The following is a 20,806-nucleotide window of genomic DNA, read 5'->3' on the forward strand; positions in this document are numbered from 1 at the left end:
CGCCCACGGCGGCGCGGGCGTTCCTCCGCGAAAACGCAGAACGCTGCGGAGCTTGCTGCCCGCGTCCTCGCTCTGCCCGAGTGCCCCAGGGGCGAGCTCGAGGCGGAATGGCGCCGGCTGTGGAGCCCTCAAGTGCCACGCCACGCCAGCCGCGCGCTCCTGGTCCGGGCCGTGGCTTATGGGCTCCAGGCGGAGGTCTATGGCGGTCTCGATGCCGAGACGCAGCGGCTCCTCAAAAAGGCCGGTCAGGCGAACGGCAAGCCATCTCGGACGCAACCGCGCCGCCTAAGCAACGGCTCAAAGCTGTTCCGCGAATGGCACGGCGAGACGCACGAGGTCCTCGTGCTTGAGAAAGGCTTCGCCTGGCGCGGCGAGACCTATTCGAGCCTCAGCGCCATCGCCCGCGCTATCACCGGCACCAACTGGAACGGCTGGGCCTTCTTCGGCTTGAAGCGTCGCGCCAAGGAGGCGCCGGCAGATGCGTAAGGAGCCCGCTACGAGACGCAAGCGCGTCGCCTGCGCCGTCTACACCCGCAAATCTACCGACGAAGGCCTCGAGCAGGAGTTTAATACGCTCCACGCCCAGCGTGAGGCCTGCGAAGCCTTCATCGCCAGTCAGCGCCATGAGGGCTGGCAGGCGCTTACCGCACACTATGACGATGGCGGATATTCCGGCGGCACCATGGACCGCCCTGCCCTGAAGCGCCTCCTCGACGACATTGCCGCCGGGAAGATTGACATCGTCGTGGTCTACAAGATCGACCGGCTGACACGGTCGCTGTTCGATTTCGCGAAGATCGTGGAGATCTTCGAGGCCAAGGCTGTCTCCTTCGTCTCCGTAACGCAAGCCTTCAACACGACGACCTCCATGGGGCGGCTGACCCTCAATGTGCTGCTCTCATTCGCCCAGTTCGAGCGCGAGGTCACAAGCGAGCGCATCCGCGACAAGATCGCCGCCTCAAAGCAGAAAGGCATGTGGATGGGCGGCGCCGTGCCGCTCGGCTACGACGCCATCGACCGGAAGCTCAAGGTCAATGCCGAAGAGGCCAAAACGGTGAGGCTGCTTTTTACGCTCTACCTCAAGCTTGGCAGCGTCCGCGCGTTGCACGCGGAATGCCACCGGCTGGGGCTCAAAACCAAAGAACGCACACTGCTCGATGGAAGACGGATTGGCGGCAAGCCGGTTAGCCATGGACACCTTTACCTCATCCTCTCCAACCGACTCTATATAGGCCGCATTCCACATAAGGGTCGCAGCTATGAAGGTGAGCATGAGGCTATCATCGACCCTGAGACTTGGGAGAAGGTCCAAGCCCAACTCGCCACGAACGCCGGCCGCCAGCGCGGCCGGACCAGCTCCAAGCATCCGAGCCTCCTCGCGGGCCTCCTGTTCACGGCAGAGGGCGTTCCATTTACGCCGTCCCATGCGGTAAATCACGGCCGGCGATACAGGTATTATATTGAGCGGTCGCTGTTGAAGCCCGGAGCTGCGACAGAACGCAAGACAAGCAGCCCAGCCAACTACGAGAGCGAAGACGGGCTACAGGCCAGGGGCTGGCGGCTTCCTGCCCACGAAATCGAGAAACTCGTTCTGACGCGACTATGCGGGTTCTTAAGAGACCGCGGGGCCCTGCTCAAGGCGCTACCTCTAAAGCATAAGTCACCGGACGCAGTTTCAGCGATCTTCGCTCGCGCTCAGAAGCTGGCCGAAATGTGCGATGCCGGATCCGTCGCAGACCAAGTCGAGATCGTTGCGGCTCACGTACAGCGCATCATTGTTGCGCAAGACCGTATAGCGATCGAAGTCGATCGAACGGCTTTAGCCGCACGCCTGTTCAATAAAGACGCGGTCCCTGCGTCCGAAGTGCGAAAACGTGGCGCGATTACGGTTGACGTGCCGGTGAAGTTTCGGCGGCGAGGCGTCGAGGCCAAGTTGGTCGTTCTAGACCGGAAGCACCCTGCTGCAGAGCCCGATGCCGCCCTTGTGAAGACGCTCGCACGTGCGCATGTATGGTTCGGTCAGATCGTTCGCGGCGAGGCGGACGGCATCGGCGCTATCGCACGCGCGGAGCGGCTTGATAGGGCCTATGTGACCCGCATGATCTGCTTGGCTTTTCTGGCGCCAGAGATAACGAAAGCCGCTTTGGAGGGCCGTCAGCCAACAGGGCTCACAGCGAAGCGGCTCATCCGCTCGGCTCTGAAAATGCCTCTACTCTGGACAGATCAAGTCGACATGTTTCGGTGTTGATCCCGGAATCGGAGTTAGAGCAGACACTCCTTTTTCTGAATGGATGTCCGCTTTGTGCCAATAGCAGACATTGTGCGTCGCGACGAATGCATGCCGAACTGCAGCGCCGTGGGACCTCGAACTCGCGGAAGAGTTTCAGCCAAGGTCCTTTCCGGCTGTCGGAGAGGAACATGGCAATAAACGCTCGTTCTCCTAGCGCAGGATGCGGCTGACCTCCTCCGCGCCGAGCTTCGGAAGATCATCCCCGTTGGTCGCAAAAACAGAGCGGACGTAGTTCGCGAGGTCGGCCATCTGGCCAGCGGACAGCCTGTCCCGGAATGCCGGCATCGGACCATAGGCTAGCGTCAAGGATACCCTCTGCGGGTCGAGTCCTTGGGCCATGACTTTGATGAGGTTGACGCCGTCTGGCTGAGCAAGCGTCGCGTTGCCGGCAAGCGGCGGCATCGTCGCCTCGACACCTTGCCCGTTCGGCCCATGGCAAAGCGAGCAGTTGGACAGGTAGAGCACTCGTCCGGACCGGTTTTCATGCGCGTCGTCGCCCAGCTTCGCAACCACGGCCTCGCCTTTGCTTGGCTGGCTTCCACCGACATCCATCAAATAGGTGGCGATGGCCATCCGGTCGTCGTGTGTCAGCAGGTGCAGCGATTTCTTGACCGCGAGAAACATGTCTCCGAACGCGGACCCTCGCGGGCTCGCCCCGGTCTCAAAGTAGAGAACGAGATCCTCGCGGCTCCAACCTCGACCGTCCAACGCGCTGGGGGTGATATCCGGTGCTTCGAAGTCACCCACGACCGCCCCCTTCAGGGACTTGCTATTTTCCATGGCGCCGAAGGCATTGCGCGGCGTGTGACATTCGCCGCAGTGACCGAGCCCCTCGACCAGATAAGCGCCTCGGTTCCAGACCTCATCCTTGTCCGGAGTCTTCTCGAACGGTTTGCGGCTCGCGAACAGAAAGTCCCAGGCGAACATCAGCGGGCGAATGTCGAAGGGAAACGACATTTCGTTGGGCGTGGCCGGCTGCTCGACCGCCGGCCCGCTCATGAAATAGGAAAATAGGGCGTCGCTGTCCTCGCGCGTGACATTGTGAAAGGAGGTGTAGGGCATCGCCGGGTAGAGAGGATCAAGCGGGCTGTCCGCACCGTAGGCCATGAGTTGGTAGAACCGGGCAGAATTCAGATCGCCGATGCCGGTCTTCGGATCCGGTGTGATGTTCGCCGAATAGATCGTGCCGAACGGCGTGGCCAAAGGCCGCCCGCCGGCGAAGGTCTCGCCGCCCTCGGCGGTGTGGCAGGACGTACAGTCGCCCGCCGCCGCGAGATATTTGCCGGCCGCGATGGTTGCCGGGTCACGCGAAAGCGGATGATCGACAACGGGGGCTACGCCCCACAGGGCGGCGAAAAGCCCATAGGCCGCGATCGCGATCAGAGCCAGGCCGCCAGTCGTGCGATCCAGCGCCACATGGCCTAGCTCTTCGTTAACTTGGGATTCGCGCGGATCAGATCGCGCACCGCCTCATAGTAACGGACGTAACCGGTGCAGCGGCAGAGATGCTCGCCGAGCGAGGCCTCGATCCGGTCCTCGAGCCCATCCTTCGAAACGGGATTGCGGGCAAGATCCTCCAACAGACGCGTCGCTTCGTTGACAAAGCCGGGGGTGCAGTAGCCGCACTGGAAGGCGAAATGATCGACGAAGGCCTGCTGGACGTCGGAAAGGCGTCCGTCTTTTGCGTGCGCCTCGACGGTCCTTACCCGTTTTCCATCAAAGACCGCGGCGCCGTTGATGCATGTCCGCATGGAGCGGCTCGTCCCGTCGATCTCGTCGACGATCACCACACAGGCATGGCAAACGCCGATGCCACAGCCGAACTTCGTGCCGGTTAGGCCAAGATAGTCGTGCAGGAAATCCACCATGGCCAGTCCGGCGGGAATCGTATGGTGACCGGTTTGCCGTCCGTTGACGGTCACGGAGATTTGCACCGTTTCCATGTCACTGCGCTTTCTGGATATCGTCTGCCGTCACCGGCAGCCGGGTGAAGCGTTTGCCGGTCGCGTCATGGATCGCGTTCAGGGTTGCCGGGATGACCGGAATCATTACGATCTCCGCGATCCCTCGCGGCGCGTCGTCGTTTTTGACCGGCGGCAGGGTTTCGAGAGTCATATCCCAAACCGGAACGTCTCTTGCCCGCGGGACGTCGTATCGGTTGACGTTCCAGGTGCCGTTGCCGGGACCGTCTTCATAAAGCGGCAGATACTCAGTCAGCGCATGCCCCAGTCCCATCGCGATGCCGCCTTGGGCCTGGCCCGACACCAACTCGGGCACCAGAGCTCTGCCGCAATCCAACACCTCATGCACGCGCAAAACCTTGATCGCGCCATTTGTACGGTCGATGGATAGTGCCACGATGGCCCCGGAGGTAGCGGCATAGGTCTCGCTGAGTCGTTCCGTCGAGGCCGGCGGAAAGCTCACCTTCCGGCGATCCTGCACCCGCCAATCGCCCCCACGCCGCAACGCCAGGGCATCGATGGCGCCATTCCAAGTATCGCCCTCCACGGCGAATTCCGCGCCGGCCCATTGCCAACGACTGAAAGCATGGACCATGACGCCGGTCGTCCCACCTGAGGCGTGGCAGCGCTCCGCCAGCCTGACGAAGGATAACGGCTCCATGCCTTTCGCCGTAAGCTTGCCGTCGATCCATTGCAGGTCCGCGAAGGTCACGGTGTCACCCGCTTGCCAGATCGCGCGCGCTGCGGGCCACAGGCCAAAGCGCAGGAGCGCATACGAGGCCTCAGCCACGGCATGGGTCGTCACGTGCGCGCCGACCGATGCACTGGCGCGGCTGGTGATGACCGGGACCCAACGCGGATTCGCGGCAGCCGCGTCCTGATCCTGCTGGCTCATTTTCAGCGGATCGCCGGATGTCACGAGACCCAACGGCTCCCACCGCAACCCCGTCGAGTCGAGTATGGCTTGATCGGCGTGGCGGCCGAGGTGATCGGCAACGCGCACCGCGACGGCCGTGGAGGTTCCGGTGCCCATCTCGACAGTGCTGGCCGCGACCTCGATGCGCCCGTCGGCAGAGAATGACACAGCCGCAAGCGCCCCATCCTCGCCCGTGCCGTATTTGAACATGGCACAGGCAACGCCGACGCCGTAGGCCTTGTAGGGATTGGCCGCCTGGAACGCGCGCCGATCTTGGTCGCGCCTGGACCACAGTGGCGACTGCTCGAGCCGATCCAGAAGCGCCTCGCTGCGTATCGTGACGACCGGAACCGCCCCGGTCAGATTGCGGTAGCCGGTCCGCATGGCGTTCTTCCGCCGCAGTTCGATCGGATCCATGTTCAACTGCGCGGCCACGTCATCGACCAGGCATTCCATGGCGGTTATCGACTGCAGCCCACCGTAGCCGCGCATCGATCCTGCCGTCACGCCGTGGGAATGCGTGGCGATGGTACTGACGTCGCTCTTGGGAACGTAGTACATGGAAGCCGACGATATCGCTGCTGCGTCGGCAACGCTCGCCGAGTAGTTCGCGGTGCCGCCCCCGTTGAGTGAAAGATCGCAAACGAATGCCGTGAACGCCCCGGTCTCGGGTCGACGCCCAGTTGGCTTTCGATCGTCACGGCGTGGCGCTTCATGCCGAGCTGAAATTGACTCGAAACGATCGAGCGCAAGCCGCACCGGGCGCCCATCGGCGAACAACCCTGCCAACGCCACGTAGTTCGGTAACAAAGGCATGTCCTTGCCGCCAAACGCACCCCCAAAATAGGCGAAATGGCCTTCCAGCTCCTTGATGGCGTATGGCGACTCGGCGTCGGACAACATGTCGGCGATTGCTCTAAGCGTGTCCGCCGGTGACTGCACACCGAGCATCAACGATAGGCGATCGTTGGCGGCATCGTGCCAAGCTAGACCGCTTTCGGGCTCCATAAAGAAGTGATCGGCCGATTGGGTTTGGAAGTGCTGTTTTAACACCCGTCCCGCCCGCCCATTGTCGAGCGTCGCGCGAATGTCACGGCCATAGGCCTCGGCGCGCCGCGTGGCGGCGGGATCGGCTTCAGGCCAGGAGGGGTATTGTCCGCGACGGAAACGCGGCGGTACGACCCAGCCGTCCCGAGCGGGGGAATACACATCCGGGGCGGACGGGTCGGATCCGCCGATGCGGGTGAAGCGATTCGCACCGTAGGGCGGCTTGGCGACTGCGCCCGTTTCCTCGCCGAAGACAATCACACCGTTGGCCCCGCGCAGGATTTGCCGCGCGGTCACGAACTTTTCCAACCCGCGAAAGATGAGCAGGGCGACCGGCTGGCCGAGATAGTCCGGCGTTTTGCCCTTCGGGCACATCAAATCTTCCGTGAAGTAGCCCTTGGCGCGGATCCGGGAGGCCTTGAGGTCCTCTGCCGTCACCACCTTGTCGGGTTGCAGGTCATTGGCGAGAATGGCCAGGTCCATCCCCACGAAGCGATGGGTGGCGTCGGAGGCCAGCAACAGCATTGCGTGATCGGTCTCGTCCGGCCAACCCGCCATGTCGGCGGCACGAAAATCCCTGGCATAGAGCTTCGCGCCGGTGGCCTTGGCGTAGCCGTCTATCCGGTATCGCGGGGGACCAACACCGTTGCCCGACCAGCCCGGCGCGGCTGGCATGGTTTCGTCCTTCTCAAACGCGGCATGCGCAACAAGTGGCACGAGGGCGAGCGTGATGCCGGCGGCAGAGCTTCCGATGAGAAAGCGCCGGCGGCTCCAGTTGACGGGCGGAGGCGCTTGTGAGCGGAAGTGCATCGCCTTCATTGCGTAGAGTGCCCGACTTTAGACTGAAGAGTGTACCATTGAATTCAATACCGCCTTGGTTAAGTCTTCGTCTGCGCGATGGCTCAGTTAGACTGAATTCTGGGGAGGGGAGCGCAATACAGGTTATCAACGTGTCCCCGACGGCCATACTTTGCGCAGTTCGGGAGACGGCGATGCGCACGATGATGCCGACAGGCAAAGTCGCCACGGCCATGTTGGCTGCGCTCTGGGGATGCGTCGCCTTCTCTTTCCCCGGCAAAACAGAAGATGCCCGTCACCACGCATCGAGCGACGCGCAAGACAATGTGACGTCCAACGCTCAGATCGAGGAAATCGGCATCAGCTCAAATCCCGCGGCTACCAGCGCGGTGACGGGCACGGGCTGGCTCGGTAGGCAACTCGGCGTCAATAATAACGGCCTGCGTCTGGGCGGCGTTTGGATCGGGGGGCTCAACGATCTGGTGGCCGGGGGAATCAACCCCGGCTTCACGTATAATGGCGCGCTTATCGTCGACCTGTACGTCGATCTCGAACGCTTCGCTGGTCTGAAGGGAAGTTCGATCGGCGTCGACTTCCTCCAGCTCAACAACCAAGCGACCAATACCGACGCGGGTTCCGTGCTGGGATATATCGGGATCGTGAATGACGAACCTTTAAATCGTTCGGAGTTGCTCGAAGCATGGTGGCGGCAAGAGTTGTTCGATGAGCGTCTCATCGTGCGCATCGGCAAATCGAACCCGTCGATAGACTTTCAGGACATCGTGCGCCCAGCCGCGAGTCCTTATAAGAACCGTACGATCAGCGCGGTCAGCAGCCTTCTTTATGCACCTATCTTCGTTCTGCCGACTCTCTACCAATCCATTGGCTCCTTTTACGACACGGTCTATGGCGTCACGACCACGTGGGTTCCCGGCGAGCAGTTCTATGTCTCGTATGGCGTATACGATGGCAACAAGGCACGTGGCGTAGCACCGGGCTGACGGGCCCTGAGTTCAACGGCTACTACTTCCATATTGCGGAGACGGGCACGAATTGGACGCTCGGCTCGGAGCAGAAGCCGGGGTTCCTGTCCGTCGGCGGCTGGCGGCAGACAGGGACCTTGTCGACCGATGACGGTCTCATCACGGAGGACGGCGCCGAAGGCGCGTACCTCGTGGCGTCGCAGCTCCTCTGGTATCGCGATCCGCAACCCACCAACGATGCCGGTATCAGTGGATACATCCAATTCGGCTGGAACGACTCGGAGACGCAACTCTTCAATTATTACTTCGGCGCCGGCTTCACGGGACGCGCGCTGCGGGTCTGAGCATGTCCGCTTGGGTCAGAAGCCGACGTGAAACCGATCAGCCGGCACCTCTGGTGCCATCAGCGGAACTCGACTAGGCCGCGATGCCGGGAGGTGCGTTGAAAAGGACGCGGGGGACAAGCGTGCTGCGAAGGTGGGACTATGGCTAGCTAAAGCCGAAGATGAGGAGGCGGATGGCGTAGGAGACGGCAGCAACGGTGAGCACGCCGGCGAGCCACAAACCAACGAACCACAGCCAGGGGCGCTTGGATTGTTTGGCCATCAGTCAGAGATTATCCGTTTTTTTCAGCGTGGGAGCATCGGCTAATCCGAAAGTGTGACCCCCAAAACTGGCCATTTGAGAAAAAGCGACAGAGGGCCCCTACTATCCGCTCAAACGCGAGTCTCTCTGCTCTCTGGAAGCAAACTCACCGTCAACTAGTGGCGCAATTCCGCGCTTCCTTGGGGCCGTTTGCTGAGTGTCAGGAGAGAGCCAGAAAACTCGCGACTGGCTGGCTGTGCTGGGAGGCTGCGGCGAACGTGTCTCAGCAGTCAAATTCCCTGATCTGCGGGAAAATACAGGGAAATTTCGCCGATCTACCCCACGAAAGCGGGAACAGATCGGGTTTTCAGACTATAAGTCAGCTACTTACCCCCAAATTCCCTATGCATCGGAACAGGGAATTTTATCGAGCTAACAGGGAATAATTTCCCCATAGCAGGGGAAAGTGGGAAAGTCGCACGGCTAAATTTCCAGCGGATGGGGGTTTTCGACGATACACATACCTCCGGAGCCGCAGACGACCCGCGGACTAGAGGAATCTTGCAGGGGTGCTATTCTCAGCGGAGTCATGGAGAATGCGTTTCGTCACGAGGCGCGCGAAGGTTAGTGAATACTCCAGCTCCCGTTTCCTCCGATCGGCCGCAATCCATCTCGGACCATCTAAATCAGTCCTGCTTTTGCATCACGCTCGACCGCGCGTCGCTGTGCGAGGCACTGGAGCGTGAGGCACGCGACACGGAGTTCTGTGAGACGTTCATCCACCCGAGAACCCACTTGTTCTCGAACGTGCCGGTTTTTCTTCCGGCCAACGCAGTCGCGGAGATGCAAGAAGTCGTAGCGGCTGTGGAGGCGACATCCCGGATCGCGGCATACCAGACGGCCGTTCTGTCTTGGGCGCCCGAAATAGCCCAGACGGATCATGGTCCGTTCGGCGCGCTGATGGGTTACGACTTCCATCTCGGTGAAGACGGTCCGAGGCTGATAGAGGCCAATACGAACGCTGGCGGAGCGTTTCTCAACGCCCTGCTTGCACGGGCGCAGCGCGCTTGCTGTGCAGAGCTGGCGCCGCCCCTTATGCCGGGTGCGCACAGCTTTGAGGACGCGGCATTCCGCATGTTCCAGCAAGAGTGGGAGCGCCAGCGGGGGGGACGGCGCGGCCCGCCGTGTGGCCATCGTCGACGACAGTCCCAAAGAACAATATCTTTATCCAGAACTTGTGCTCGCGCGGCATGTTCTGTCCGAGCGTGACGTCAATGCCGTCATCGCGGACGCCAGCGATCTTCGCTATGAGGGCGGCCGGCTAAAGCTCGACGGGGAGACTATCGACCTCGTGTATAATCGTGTCACCGATTTCGCGTTCGAGCAGTTGGAGCACAAGGCTCTGCGCGAGGCCTATCGGGATGGAGCCGTCGTCGTCACGCCGAATCCGCACAACCACGCCCTGCTCGCCGACAAGCGCAACCTTTCACTTCTTTCGGACCCATCGGTTCTCGAGGCCTGGGGCGTGGAGCCGGAGCTTCGCAAACAACTTGAGGCCATTCCGTGTACCGTTCTGGTTGATCCCGATAACGCGGATACCCTGTGGAAGTCACGCAAGGATTTGTTCTTCAAGCCTACGGGTGGCCACGGCGGCAAGGCAGTCTACCGCGGCGCTAAGGTAACGCGTGGCGTATGGACAGAAATCATGCGCGGAGGTTACGTGGCGCAGACTTTGGTCCGGCCGAGTCAGCGTATGGTCGCGGCAGACGGTGTGCACCAGGCGCTCAAGATGGATGTCCGACTCTATACCTATGACGCGCAGGTGCTTCTTGTGGCGGCGCGCCTCTATCAAGGCCAGACCACGAATTTTAGAACGCCTGGCGGCGGGTTTGCCTCGGTTTTCGTAGTCTGACGCAGGCATTGCAAACCCGCAAAGCTCGCTTTGCACGTTCAATCGGTGATATCTTGCTTCCTTCAGGTTCAGCTAACGCTCTTTCAGGGCCGCAGAACGCTGCCCTAGCGATCTCCGAAAACTAGCAAGTGGCTGAGTACGGATAAACCACATCGCGCCCGGCAATGATCACAGCGAGGATTACAAGCCAGAATAAAAAGCCGACGCCCATACCATCACCCAACCGTGGCCATAGCCCCACATAGAGCAACTCCTCCAACGCAGGTTCCTCGGCAAGTCGCAACGATTTATTGAGAAGGTTGAGCCGCCGGCGGGTTCTTCCTTTAGACGTAACCCGGACGATGCAGGCAAGACTCCAGTCGGCAGGTCACGCCCGCCGTGCATGAGTGACGGGGTCGAGTTCGGGTAGCATGGTCATGGTCGAGCTACCTTGCTTCGGAGAGCTTTTCCAGCACGCCGAGAGAGTTACCAGGCCGAGGCTGTTGCATCAGTTAGACACGCCGCGTGCGACTTCGAAAAGCGTGTTGAGAAAGTTGTGAACCTTGCCAACCCCCACAAGCCCTTCCGCTGCGCCGCTTATAGCAGCCCTGTCCTCATTATCCTCGACGATCCCCCATAGGAAAACCTCCCGGTGCAAAACAATGACATTTACTGACTGCATCGACACGCCTCCCCGTCGTCTCATCAACTCGATAATTCCCGCACGAATGTCCCAATCTTCAATCGTCGGTTCATCCTCCCGACCCGAGGCTGCCAGACCTTGCAGCACGTCCGCTCGGCTCACGATGCCCACCAATCGCCCCCCCTCGATGACGGGTAAGCGCTTTACGTGGTTTGACTCCAGGACACGGGCGACCTCTGACAGAGACGCCTCTTTGGCGGTATAGATGACGTCATGCGTCATGATATCTTTTGCACGCGCGCCTTCTCTATGCAGGAGTTTCATTTTTTGATCCGCTACCAGAGATAGCCACCAACTTCGCCCAGGGTCACGTCCTGAACGCCGCATAAGATCACTTTCGCTGACGACACCCAGAACGTGGCCATGCTCATCAACAACCAGAACCGCGCTAATACGGTGGTTAAGCAGGATTCTGGCTATCGACGTGACATCCATTTCCCGATCCACTGTGACGACGTCCGTTGTCATAATGTCTTTGGCTTGCATATGATCAATCCCCCAGTTGGTTTGGGATGGGGAGTGGATGTTGCCAGTCTTACCGCCTCAGCAGCCTAGACGGTCTGCTTGGTCACGCGGTTGGGCGCAAGGCTGCCATGGGCAGAGACGTCCCGATGCTCATAATCCGACTCCCAGTGGTCATCGCAATGAGCGCCATGTTTCCAGAGAGCAAGCGCAGAACCAAGTAATCAAATATGAAAGTCACTAGGACGACCGATACCGCCAATATTGCAGCGAAAAACATCTCCACCTCCCAGTCAATTTTAATCCACTCGCCACGCAGAGGGGCACCTCCCATTGGCCGTCCACTCCGGACTAATCGGATAATGGCCTTCGCAACACTGACGAAATATCGAGTTCGCGCGCGTGGTCCTCGTCCAGGCAAACCGTCTCGACTTGGATGGTCGAAAAATAGAATCCGAATCGATCGCGTAGCAAACGGTGCCCCTGCTCTAGGAGCATCGCCCCGCTCTCCGGGCTGTCAGTCTCGATGTGCGCAGAAAAGACGTTCTTGCCCGATGTCAAACTCCACGCATGCATGTGATGGACATTGCGGGCGTCAGGTAGTTGACGGAGGGCGTCAGCAACCTCATTGAGATCGATGGATTTAGGCGCGCCTTCCATAAGGATAGATAGCGCGTCCCGGATAATGCCCCATGACGCTGCCAGCAGGACTAGACCGAACGCCATGCCAAGAATGGGGTCAATGGCGAGGAAGCCGGTAAAGTAGATCACGGCGGCGGTGATGAGGATCAAAATGCTGCCAATGAATGTCTGCATCACGTGCCAGAAGGCTCCCCGCAGATTGAGGTCGCCCTTTTGTCCAGTGTAAAGCAGCCGTATCGCAATTATTTCGGTCAGCAGCCCGCCGCCCGCAGCCACCAACAATGGGGTTGTTGGAAGATCGATCGGAGACCTTAGTCGCATCGCTCCCATGACTAACACCAGCACAGCCATGCCAGCGAGGAAAACACCATTTAGCAGCGCGCCGATGATTTCCGCGCGGAAGTTTCCGAACGTGCGATTAAGGCTTGCGGGACGGCGCGCTATTCTCGAGGCCACGAAGGCCAGCACTACTCCGCCGACGGCCGAGAACGTGTGGAATGCATCCGAGGTGACTGCGACAGAGCCGGTGTAGATCCCTATACCTAGTTCAATCAAGAAGTAGACGCCGGTAAGCCAGCCAGAAATCTTGAGCGCTCGCTCGTTTGCCGCAGTGCGCTCGGGCAAATGCACAGAATGGTCCAACATGCGTTTCTCCAAAATGCAACGCCCGAACTCGATGCATCGGCCGTTTGGTCAAGCGTACGACGGCTGCGCCTCTTCCGTCTCCACGACGAAGAAGTCGAACGGCACGGGAGCCAGTGCTCTCAGCAGCATGGCATGCGGTCCCCGCGGATAGATTCGCTTGAGCTCTGGGATCTTGCGGAAGATAGGAAGTCGATCGCTATTCGCGAACACGACGTAAATCCTTCCTTTCGAGACCCTAGCGCTGTCTACTATACGTTGGGCCACACGATACAAAACATCCTCGGGAAACGGATTGAAGAAGAAGGCTACCCAATCGCCCTCAGGAAAGTCGAACTCAAGTGCATTGGTGTGGAACGAGGCGATTTCGGTGCACGCCAGATGCTCTCTTGGGTGATTTCGGATATTGTCGCAAGCTTGCCGATGTAGTACCCGAGAGAATTCGATACCAATCACCTCCCGAAACGGGAAGCGAGCTGCCGTCAGCAACAACCGCCCCCTCCCAGAGCCATAATCAATAAACCCGAACTTAGAAGGCTAATGTCGAGCGCCTTGATTGACCAGATCAGAGGCAGCCGCGCCATCGCCTGATAGCGAGCTTTCTCTAGCGGTCCTATCTCTCCGATGAGCTCAGAAGCCGCGGGCGTGACCGCACCGCTCGTCCGACATGAATCAAACTCATCCCACCGGCGGTCATAGACGAGATAATGTACGCCGTGAACCAGTGCCCCGACATAATACCGCGAGGCCACGTAGATGCCGTCGCGGCGCACCCTGGTCCGAACCTTCGAGGCCAGCTCTGAGATTCTCCGTCTCATGGGTTCTCTTCCGCTTGTTGTGGTTGAGCTGTGATGCGGGCAAAACCCTCCCGGGCACTTTGAAAATTCGGATAGGACTCAAGGGCCGCACGATAGTCGTCCAAAGCTTGACTGCGATGCTCAAGGGCTTCGTGGGCTTGGCCGCGTCGACTCAAAGCGATCGCGGCCGTTGGCTTGTCGTCGATCGCCTGCGTGAAGTCCGTTATAGCCTTCTCATATTCGCCAAACATTAGGAACAAAGTGCCGCGATTCAGATAGCAGATGTTGGATCCACCATCGTGCTCGAGGCCAGCAGAGTAGTCGGCGAGGGCTCGATCGTATTCACCGAGCTGAGAAAAGGCGAAGCCACGATTGCAATACGCAAGCGCGAAGTTCGGTTTTAGTTTAATTGCTTCCGCAAAGTCGCTGGCCGCGGTCTCATAGCGGCGAAGACGGGTGTAAAGTGTGCCACGATTGTACCACGCTTCGACGAGATCCGGCTTCAGGTGAATGGCGGTCGTGTAATCACTTAAGGCAAGAGCCATCTCTCCTATTGCGGCTTGAGCACTGCCACGATTGAGATAGCAACGGCATCGCCTGGCTTGCTCCCTATCAGCCTCGTCATCAGCGCAACGGCCTGGGCCGGCTTCCCTTCTTGCACGCAAACTGCAGCCCGTCTTGGCAGCATTGCCAAAAGTTCTTCATTGCTGCCCAACGGCAGTTTTGTTTCTGCGCAAGTGATCTCCTCAGCATGAGCCTCGTGTGTCATCAGAGCTTTCACAAGACCAAGCCAAAATATCACCCAACGTATATGTGTAAGCTTCATCATCTCCGTCACCTTCACTCTTTGTACTGAACCGACTGGTCAGTCCTGATGGCTTCCGTGGCCATCGCCGCTCTCCATCTCCTTCATCATTGCGTCGTGGTTTTTCGGCGCAGTCCTAACGATCGCCCGATACTCCTCGGGCGAAAGCTCCGGCAGCTTCCGTAGAAAGGCCACGACGTCCCAAACAAGTTCATCGTCGTGCGTAATGCCCCAGGCCGGCATCCCGGTCGCCTTGATGCCATGCTTGATTATCCAGAAATCCTCAGCGGCCGTTACGCGACTTCCGCGACGTAGTTCTGGAGCCCTGGGATAAAGGCCCCGGCTGATCTCCGTCCGCTTCATGCCAGGAGCAAGATGGCAAGAGCTGCACATCTCCGCGTATTGCCCAGCACCTGCAGCGATGCGTTCGGGATCAGAGAGATCGCTCGGAACTACGATGTCTGCTGCGCGGACAGCAATGGACCGGTCCCGAACCGCCTCAAGAAGGCGAAACACCGGTTGGGTGTGCGGCACATCCGCTGCGACGTTATAGACGCCCCAATAGAGTCCCAATACGCTCACGCCAATGACGGCTAGTAGCGCGCTGCCCACCCAAAACGGGATCAGCCAGGATCTCTTGACCGTGGCGCTTACTGAGTCAGACATATTTTGTCCTCACGAGGTCGACTGCGGACTCGACTATTCGTCCAGGGCCTCCATCGCCTTCTGCATGTGAGCACCACAGGACTCCGTGTCCTTCTTGCCCATCATTTCTTTGGCCATTGCCATTTCCTTCGTGGCGGCCGCTTGGCCTGTCCGTCGGGCATCGACTGGATGTCGGCGTCCATCGCGTTAACAGCCGTCTCGTTGCAAGCCATCTGGTGCGCCTGGTGGGCGACCGCGCCCGTCAGTGGCGCACTCGAAAAGACCGTAAAGCCGAGAACTCCAAGAACGAGGTTGGTCAAAACAAATTTGCGCATGTCGCTTTTTCCTCTCAGATTGAGCGTAGGTTTGATGCCGATGCGATGGCTGGTTCCGCATCTAGTGGTGGCCTTGGTGTCCACCGTGCCCCATGCCCGGCATATCCATCCCCGGCATGTCCATCGCAGGCGCTTCGCTCGCATCGGGTTGCCGCGGCGGCTCGCCCGCCTCCGCGACATTCACCTCATGGGCAACCATTCCGGGTGGATTCTTGTAGGGGCCAGGATCCTTGTAGTCGTTGGGTGCAAGCCCCTCGCGGACCTTCATGACTGTGAACATGCCGCCCATCTCAATCGGGCCGAACTGGCCGGTCCCGGTCATCATGGGGAGCGTGTTGAAGGGTAGAGGCATCTGCATCTCACCCATCATGCCCATGCCATCCGTACCCATCGCCATGACGCCGGGCGCGACACTCGACACGGCTTTCGTCAGTGAGCGCTGCGGTGCTCCGATGAGGTTCACCACGTTGTGGCCCATTGCATTCATCGTGTGGTGCGACTTGTGGCAGTGGAAAGCCCAATCCCCGGGCGCGTCGGCTACGACGTCGAACGCGCGAGTGGCCCCGACCGGCACATCGATCGTGGTCTCCGGCCACTGGGCGCTTTCAGGGACCCAGCCGCCGTCTGTGCTGCTCACCGCGAAATGATACCCGTGCAGGTGGATCGGGTGAGCGGTCATGGTGAGATTTGCCATCCTTACCCTGACCCGATCGCCGAGGCGCACGGGAAGGACATCGATTCCGGGAAACACACGGGCGTTCCAGGTCCAGATGTTGAAGTCCAACATCTCGGCAACCTTCGGCAATGCCGTACCCGGATCGAACTGGTAGGCGCTCATGATGAACACGAAGTCGCGATCGACACGCCGGAAGTTCGGGTTCTTGGGATGGACGATGAACATGCCCATCATGCCCATGGCCATTTGAACCATCTCATCGGAGTGGGGGTGGTACATGAAAGTGCCGCTGTTCTTCAGTACGAACTCGTAAACGAAGGTCTTGCCCACCGGGATGTGCGGCTGGGTCAGCCCGCCGACGCCGTCCATGCCGTTCGGCAGCAGCAAGCCGTGCCAATGCACCGTCGTCTTTTCGGGCAGTTTGTTGGTGACGAAGATGCGGACCTTGTCGCCCTCTACCCCCTCGATGGTAGGGCCCGGAGTCTGGCCGTTGTAGCCCCACAAATTGGCCCTCATGCCTGGCGCTATCTCGCGCACCACCGGCTCGGCGACGAGATGAAACTCTTTCCAATCGCCATTCATGCGCCACGGAAGCGTCCATCCGTTGAGCGTCACGGTCGGCTGATACTCCTGTCCCTGCGATGGCGGGATTGGCGGCTGCATGGCCGTTGACGCCATTGTCGGCGCCTCGGGGATGGCGGCCGCCTGTGCACGCCCGCTGACCGCTGCCGCGCTTATGAGTCCTGCAGAGCCCGCGATAAAGTTTCGTCGAGATAGCATGGGTCGTCCTTTCCTCTAGTTCTCCTGCGCGGCGCCGGCATCGGCGGCTACCATTCCCCCGAATTCGGGACTTGCGTTGCCTCCGCCAAGAACGGATGCACCGAGCTCGGTGTAGGCCAGCCAGAAGTTTCGTTTGGCATCGATACTGTTGACGTTCGCCGCAATTCGCTCGCGTGCCTCGGTGAGCAACGCAAAGACATCGATAAGCATCGCGTTTGCCTGTAGCTTGCTCTGATCGAAGATGATCTGCCGCAACGGGAGCACCTCCCGCTGGAAATGGGCCGCTATGTCATAGGTCGCCCTGTAAGAGCGGTAGGCTTCTCGCGCCTCAGAGCGAGCATTGACCGCTTTTTCAGCAAGCAGGTTGACGGCCTGCATGTAGCGTTGCTCAGCCTGACGCACGCGCGGACGCCCGAAGTCGAAGATTGGCACTTGGAACTCGATGGAGAATCCGCCGCCATCGACACTCGGCCCGTCACCCTTGTCCTTCTGCGTCTTGGAAATTCCGGATGCGTCGAGCACGTTGATGAACCGCGTTTTGCGTGTCAGGCCGAAGGACTTCGCAAGTGCTTCTACTTCGAAGAGCGCGATCTGGAGATCGACACGACGGTCCATCGCCTCCTGCTCCACTCTACTCAGTGTTCGAGGCTTGCCCGGCAACCTCGGCAGAGCTGCCGGCAGCGTGAAATTGAGGTCGTAGCCCCATAGCCCCATCACGCGAACCAGCTGTTCGCGCTCGACCATGGCTTGCCTCTGCGCCGTCGCGACTTGCGCGGTGAGGTCTGCGTAGAAGACCTGCTGACGCGCTTGATCGAGTTCGTTGAGGGCGCCGGTTTCGCCGAGTTGCTTCGCAAGCTTGGCGGTCGCCTCAGCCGCTTCTTTGAACCGCGTTAGGGCGGATACGGTCTCGCGGGCGGCAACGGCACGGTAGTAAGCGCGGCGCGCCTCGGCCGCCACCCGCAGCGTTGCCCAGGCCGCTTTCAGCTGCGCCTGTGTAAAGCGGTCTGCCGCGATCTTCGTCCGTGCGGGTTGAGTGATCAGACCAAGAATGGCCACAACGATTTGACGCTCGATGTCGAGCTCGAGTGGCGTCGAAACATTACTAATTGAAAACGTAGGGACCGGAGGCCGACTGTTTGCGATCATGACCGCCTCGGAGATCCCGAGTTCATTGTAGTCAGCCTGAAGGCCACGATTGCTGAGCAATGCCACTTGCACTGCCGCGTCCGCGGTCAATGGCCTCTTCAACAAGCTTTCGACCGCTCCGCGCGCCCAAAGGTCATCCTCGGGCGACCGGACAGCAACAACATCCTTATTGAGCGCCTGGCCAATGAAGCCGACCACGGGGCTCATGCCACCGTCGGGAGAGAATGTGCGGCACCCGGCAAGAAGGGCCGCGAATCCTGCCAAAAGCCCCGCTCGAAGCGCCGTGGTCACATTGGAACGCAATTCAGTAGCGGAAAGGAGTTTCATGGCGCGTCCTACGGTTGGTGGCCTTGATGCCCGCCATGATCCATTGCGGGCATCTCCGTTTCGGGCATCTCCATCCCGTGCATGTGCATTCCGGACATTCCGCCTTGCGATGCGGCACGCTGATTTTGCTCAAGCCACGCGCCAGGTTTTGCGGGGCGCAGGCTGGAATAGTGCGAAATGACAGACCCGTAGCTGGCGGGTGGCGCAGGGGCGTCTGGATTCGCAGGATCAGGCCCTACGAACGGGATTGGTGGTAGCGCCCCGCAGGTCTGGCCCAGCAGTGCACCAAAGCAAACCAGCCATGCCGACGACGAGCATCTCGGAAATGCCGGCCGTCGTCGCCACGCAAGCGCGCGGCCACGGAGAATGACAAACACGGATTAGACCTCACCTGTCGTGAACGGCTTAGGGGCGGGAATCGACCCGCCTATCCAGGCTCAAAACGACAGAAAAGAGATTGGTGGTCGGAAGGGCAACTCGGCCAAACGCCCGTAGAGGTCGTCGACCACCGGGAGTGCCAGCTGGGCATCGTCCAATTGCGGATTTTGCAGTCGGTCAATCGCTAGAGCGATCGCCGTCACGCAGAACAGACCACAGCACTGGGAGGGATGCTCATCGCCCTCGTGGGAGTGCTTCGCTTGGCCGAGATTGCCGGGGCCATGCTCGTGTTTGACAGCAGCAGACGCGGGAGTGTGCTCACTCGCGACTGGGTGATTACTATGCGTCAAACAATGAGCAGCGCGTTCGGCAGGCGCAAAGGCGACAGCCATGGGCGGAGCGATCAGGGCAAACGCAGCGAAAACCGCCATCGCGAACGCGATACGGAAGCCAAAGCCTGTCCTCAGTGTTGCAATCATTCCATGAAACTCGCAATTCGCGCTGGCGCGATGTTACTCCCGAGACCCGCCTGGGACAACTTTCTGAGGGTCTTTTGTATGCCTTTCGCCGTGGTTTTAAGCAAGATGTTGCGGAATTGGCACGACCAGCAACTCTCGCGGCCCACGAAGGCCCTTCGAGCGGCCGGCAGGACTCGAACCTGCCACCTGCTTGTGGTGCCAAGGATGAGCCACCAGGAGGCCGCGGAGCGTCACTCCACCGACTGCTTCCTCAGGCGCACTCTTGACGGAGCGAAGGTCGCTTAACCAATCGTGGTTCGCTGACGGCCTGAACCCTTTTGCGGCTGCAAATGCGCGCGGCTGGAAGGCGTATACAACCGCATGCGTCGCCAGTGCTAAGCAGGCTTTGCGCGGCCCATACCTGAATGGTGCTCATATATTAACCTGAACAACTTTCACTCAATGCATCGTTGCGTTGGGGCTATTGTGGCGCCCAACCTGCGCGGGGGGCGGGGCCGCAGTTTCGCGCGAGATGGAACGCGTGCCCCGGACAGTCAGACCGAGGGGGAATTATGGAGTTCCGTGTCATCGATGTCGCGGCCAAGAGGCCAGCGCGCTTCTCAAGCTGTCTTTCTGCCTCCAGATCAAGGCTGTTGGCCCTTTCCGCCTCCGCGGCGTTCATCTTGTTTACGGGCGATATGGTCCGAGCGCAGGAGAATAAAGGCGTGGCGGAGGAGAAAGCCGCGAGCCCCCAGGCGGAAGCAAATGGTGGCACTCAAGCGGTCACCGGAGCAAATGGCCCCGATCCTGAAGAAGATACCGAGGGCTCGCCCAATGCACCGGCGGACGGGAACGCTGAGGCAACGCCGTCCACGAATAGCTCCGTCCCGCCGGTCATCGTCGAACAGGAGCCGGACGTCGAACCTGCGCCGCCGGTCGCCACGGCCGAGCCTAAGCCTGACCCCACGCCAAGACCGCGCCCTGTGCCGCGGAGCACCGCCAGCGTTCCACCGGGGCCGTCGGCGGCAACCACAGATGGCGGCTTTGCCTCGCAGGAAGCCATTGAAGAGGCGATCTTCGATCTGCCCGTAGACGGCAGCACGCTCAATCGCGGCTCGTCCGGTGTCGATGGCTACTACGCCGCGGGCACGTCCTCTGCGACCAAGACGAACACCCTGATCATGAATATCCCGGGATCGGTGTCGATCATTCCGGAGGAGCTCGCCGAGGATCAGGGCGCCAATACGCTCGGCCAGGCGCTGCTCTACGTCCCGGGCATCGCCGTCCAGCAGGGTGAGGGACATCGCGATCAACTGACGTTCCGCGGTCAGGAGACGACGGCCGATTTCTTTGTCGACGGCGTGCGCGATGACATCGAGACCTTCCGCGACCTCTACAATGTTCAGACGATTGAGGTGCTCAAAGGCCCCAATGCGATGATCTTTGGCCGCGGTGGTGGTGGCGGCGTCATCAACCGCGTGACCAAGCGCGCCGACGGCGTCCCGATCTATGAAGGCACGCTTCAGCTTGGAAGCTGGG

General features: G+C 60.2%; 19 protein-coding genes. 6 read left to right on the top strand and 13 right to left on the bottom strand.

Going from position 1 to position 20,806, the window contains the following annotated elements; translation table 11 throughout:
* A partial coding sequence (locus tag AUC71_RS03690; RefSeq protein WP_083238049.1) for a DUF2924 domain-containing protein occupies positions 1-486 on the top strand: 486 nt, incomplete at its 5' end.
* Positions 479-2,248, top strand: coding sequence for a recombinase family protein (locus AUC71_RS03695; RefSeq protein ID WP_069623182.1), 1,770 nt, complete (start codon positions 479-481; stop codon positions 2,246-2,248). The genes AUC71_RS03690 and AUC71_RS03695, both read left to right, overlap by 8 nt.
* Before the next feature lie 192 nt (positions 2,249-2,440).
* On the opposite strand, the gene AUC71_RS03700 is transcribed toward AUC71_RS03695, so the two are convergent.
* The 3 genes from AUC71_RS03700 to AUC71_RS03710 are packed head-to-tail and all read right to left on the bottom strand — an operon-like array spanning position 2,441 to position 7,033.
* Positions 2,441-3,706 carry a cytochrome c gene (locus AUC71_RS03700; protein ID WP_069623183.1) on the bottom strand — a complete coding sequence of 422 codons (1,266 nt, stop codon included), beginning with the start codon at positions 3,704-3,706 and terminating at the stop codon, positions 2,441-2,443.
* Positions 3,707-3,711: 5 nt separating this feature from the next.
* Entirely contained in the window at positions 3,712-4,233 is a 522-nt protein-coding gene (locus tag AUC71_RS03705; protein ID WP_069623184.1) for a (2Fe-2S)-binding protein, read from the bottom strand.
* Position 4,234: 1 nt separating this feature from the next.
* On the bottom strand, positions 4,235-7,033 hold the full coding sequence (locus tag AUC71_RS03710; protein WP_083238050.1) for a xanthine dehydrogenase family protein molybdopterin-binding subunit: 2,799 nt from the start codon (positions 7,031-7,033) through the stop codon (positions 4,235-4,237).
* A gap of 173 nt (positions 7,034-7,206) precedes the next feature.
* Between AUC71_RS03710 and AUC71_RS03715 the strand changes: the two genes are divergently transcribed.
* The 3 genes from AUC71_RS03715 (at position 7,207) to AUC71_RS20770 (ending at position 10,492) form a co-directional block, all read left to right on the top strand.
* Complete coding sequence (locus AUC71_RS03715; RefSeq protein ID WP_069623185.1) at positions 7,207-8,013, top strand: carbohydrate porin; 807 nt, start codon at positions 7,207-7,209, stop codon at positions 8,011-8,013.
* 119 nt (positions 8,014-8,132) lie between these two features.
* Entirely contained in the window at positions 8,133-8,339 is a 207-nt protein-coding gene (locus AUC71_RS03720) for a carbohydrate porin (RefSeq protein ID WP_069623186.1), read from the top strand.
* A 1,427-nt stretch (positions 8,340-9,766) separates the two neighbouring features.
* On the top strand, positions 9,767-10,492 hold the full coding sequence (locus tag AUC71_RS20770; RefSeq protein ID WP_244500784.1) for a hypothetical protein: 726 nt from the start codon (positions 9,767-9,769) through the stop codon (positions 10,490-10,492).
* A gap of 487 nt (positions 10,493-10,979) precedes the next feature.
* Here the strand turns inward: AUC71_RS20770 and AUC71_RS03730 are convergent, their stop codons facing one another.
* The 10 genes from AUC71_RS03730 to AUC71_RS18530 all read right to left on the bottom strand — a co-directional run bounded on the left by AUC71_RS03730 (position 10,980) and on the right by AUC71_RS18530 (position 19,288).
* A complete protein-coding gene (locus AUC71_RS03730; protein ID WP_069623187.1) occupies positions 10,980-11,660 on the bottom strand; it encodes a CBS domain-containing protein in 681 nt (226 codons plus the stop codon).
* Positions 11,661-11,987: 327 nt separating this feature from the next.
* Positions 11,988-12,923, bottom strand: a complete 936-nt coding sequence (locus AUC71_RS03740; protein WP_069623189.1) for a cation diffusion facilitator family transporter — start codon at positions 12,921-12,923, stop codon at positions 11,988-11,990.
* A 48-nt stretch (positions 12,924-12,971) separates the two neighbouring features.
* Positions 12,972-13,409 (bottom strand): hypothetical protein, encoded by a 438-nt coding sequence (locus tag AUC71_RS03745; protein WP_069623190.1) that lies wholly within the window; start codon positions 13,407-13,409, stop codon positions 12,972-12,974.
* Between the two features lie 325 nt (positions 13,410-13,734).
* On the bottom strand, positions 13,735-14,262 hold the full coding sequence (locus AUC71_RS03755) for a tetratricopeptide repeat protein (protein WP_069623192.1): 528 nt from the start codon (positions 14,260-14,262) through the stop codon (positions 13,735-13,737).
* Between the two features lie 5 nt (positions 14,263-14,267).
* Positions 14,268-14,555, bottom strand: a complete 288-nt coding sequence (locus AUC71_RS03760; protein WP_141701427.1) for a hypothetical protein — start codon at positions 14,553-14,555, stop codon at positions 14,268-14,270.
* Positions 14,556-14,582: 27 nt separating this feature from the next.
* Complete coding sequence (locus tag AUC71_RS03765; protein ID WP_069623194.1) at positions 14,583-15,188, bottom strand: c-type cytochrome; 606 nt, start codon at positions 15,186-15,188, stop codon at positions 14,583-14,585.
* Positions 15,189-15,289: 101 nt separating this feature from the next.
* Positions 15,290-15,586, bottom strand: a complete 297-nt coding sequence (locus tag AUC71_RS03770) for a hypothetical protein (RefSeq protein ID WP_141701428.1) — start codon at positions 15,584-15,586, stop codon at positions 15,290-15,292.
* Positions 15,564-16,958 carry a multicopper oxidase family protein gene (locus AUC71_RS03775; RefSeq protein WP_069623196.1) on the bottom strand — a complete coding sequence of 465 codons (1,395 nt, stop codon included), beginning with the start codon at positions 16,956-16,958 and terminating at the stop codon, positions 15,564-15,566. Before AUC71_RS03775 ends, AUC71_RS03770 begins: the two co-directional genes overlap by 23 nt.
* A 15-nt stretch (positions 16,959-16,973) precedes the next feature.
* The gene (locus tag AUC71_RS03780) at positions 16,974-18,431 is read right to left on the bottom strand and encodes a TolC family protein (protein ID WP_069623197.1); all 1,458 of its coding nucleotides are present in this window, start codon (positions 18,429-18,431) and stop codon (positions 16,974-16,976) included.
* A gap of 437 nt (positions 18,432-18,868) precedes the next feature.
* Positions 18,869-19,288, bottom strand: a complete 420-nt coding sequence (locus tag AUC71_RS18530) for a hypothetical protein (RefSeq protein WP_141701429.1) — start codon at positions 19,286-19,288, stop codon at positions 18,869-18,871.
* A 677-nt stretch (positions 19,289-19,965) separates the two neighbouring features.
* On the opposite strand from AUC71_RS18530, the gene AUC71_RS20775 reads away from it, so the two are divergent.
* On the top strand, positions 19,966-20,806 hold an 841-nt coding region (locus tag AUC71_RS20775; protein ID WP_244500785.1), incomplete at its 3' end, for a TonB-dependent receptor plug domain-containing protein.

The organism is Methyloceanibacter marginalis, from assembly GCF_001723295.1.
Classification (GTDB): domain Bacteria; phylum Pseudomonadota; class Alphaproteobacteria; order Rhizobiales; family Methyloligellaceae; genus Methyloceanibacter; species Methyloceanibacter marginalis.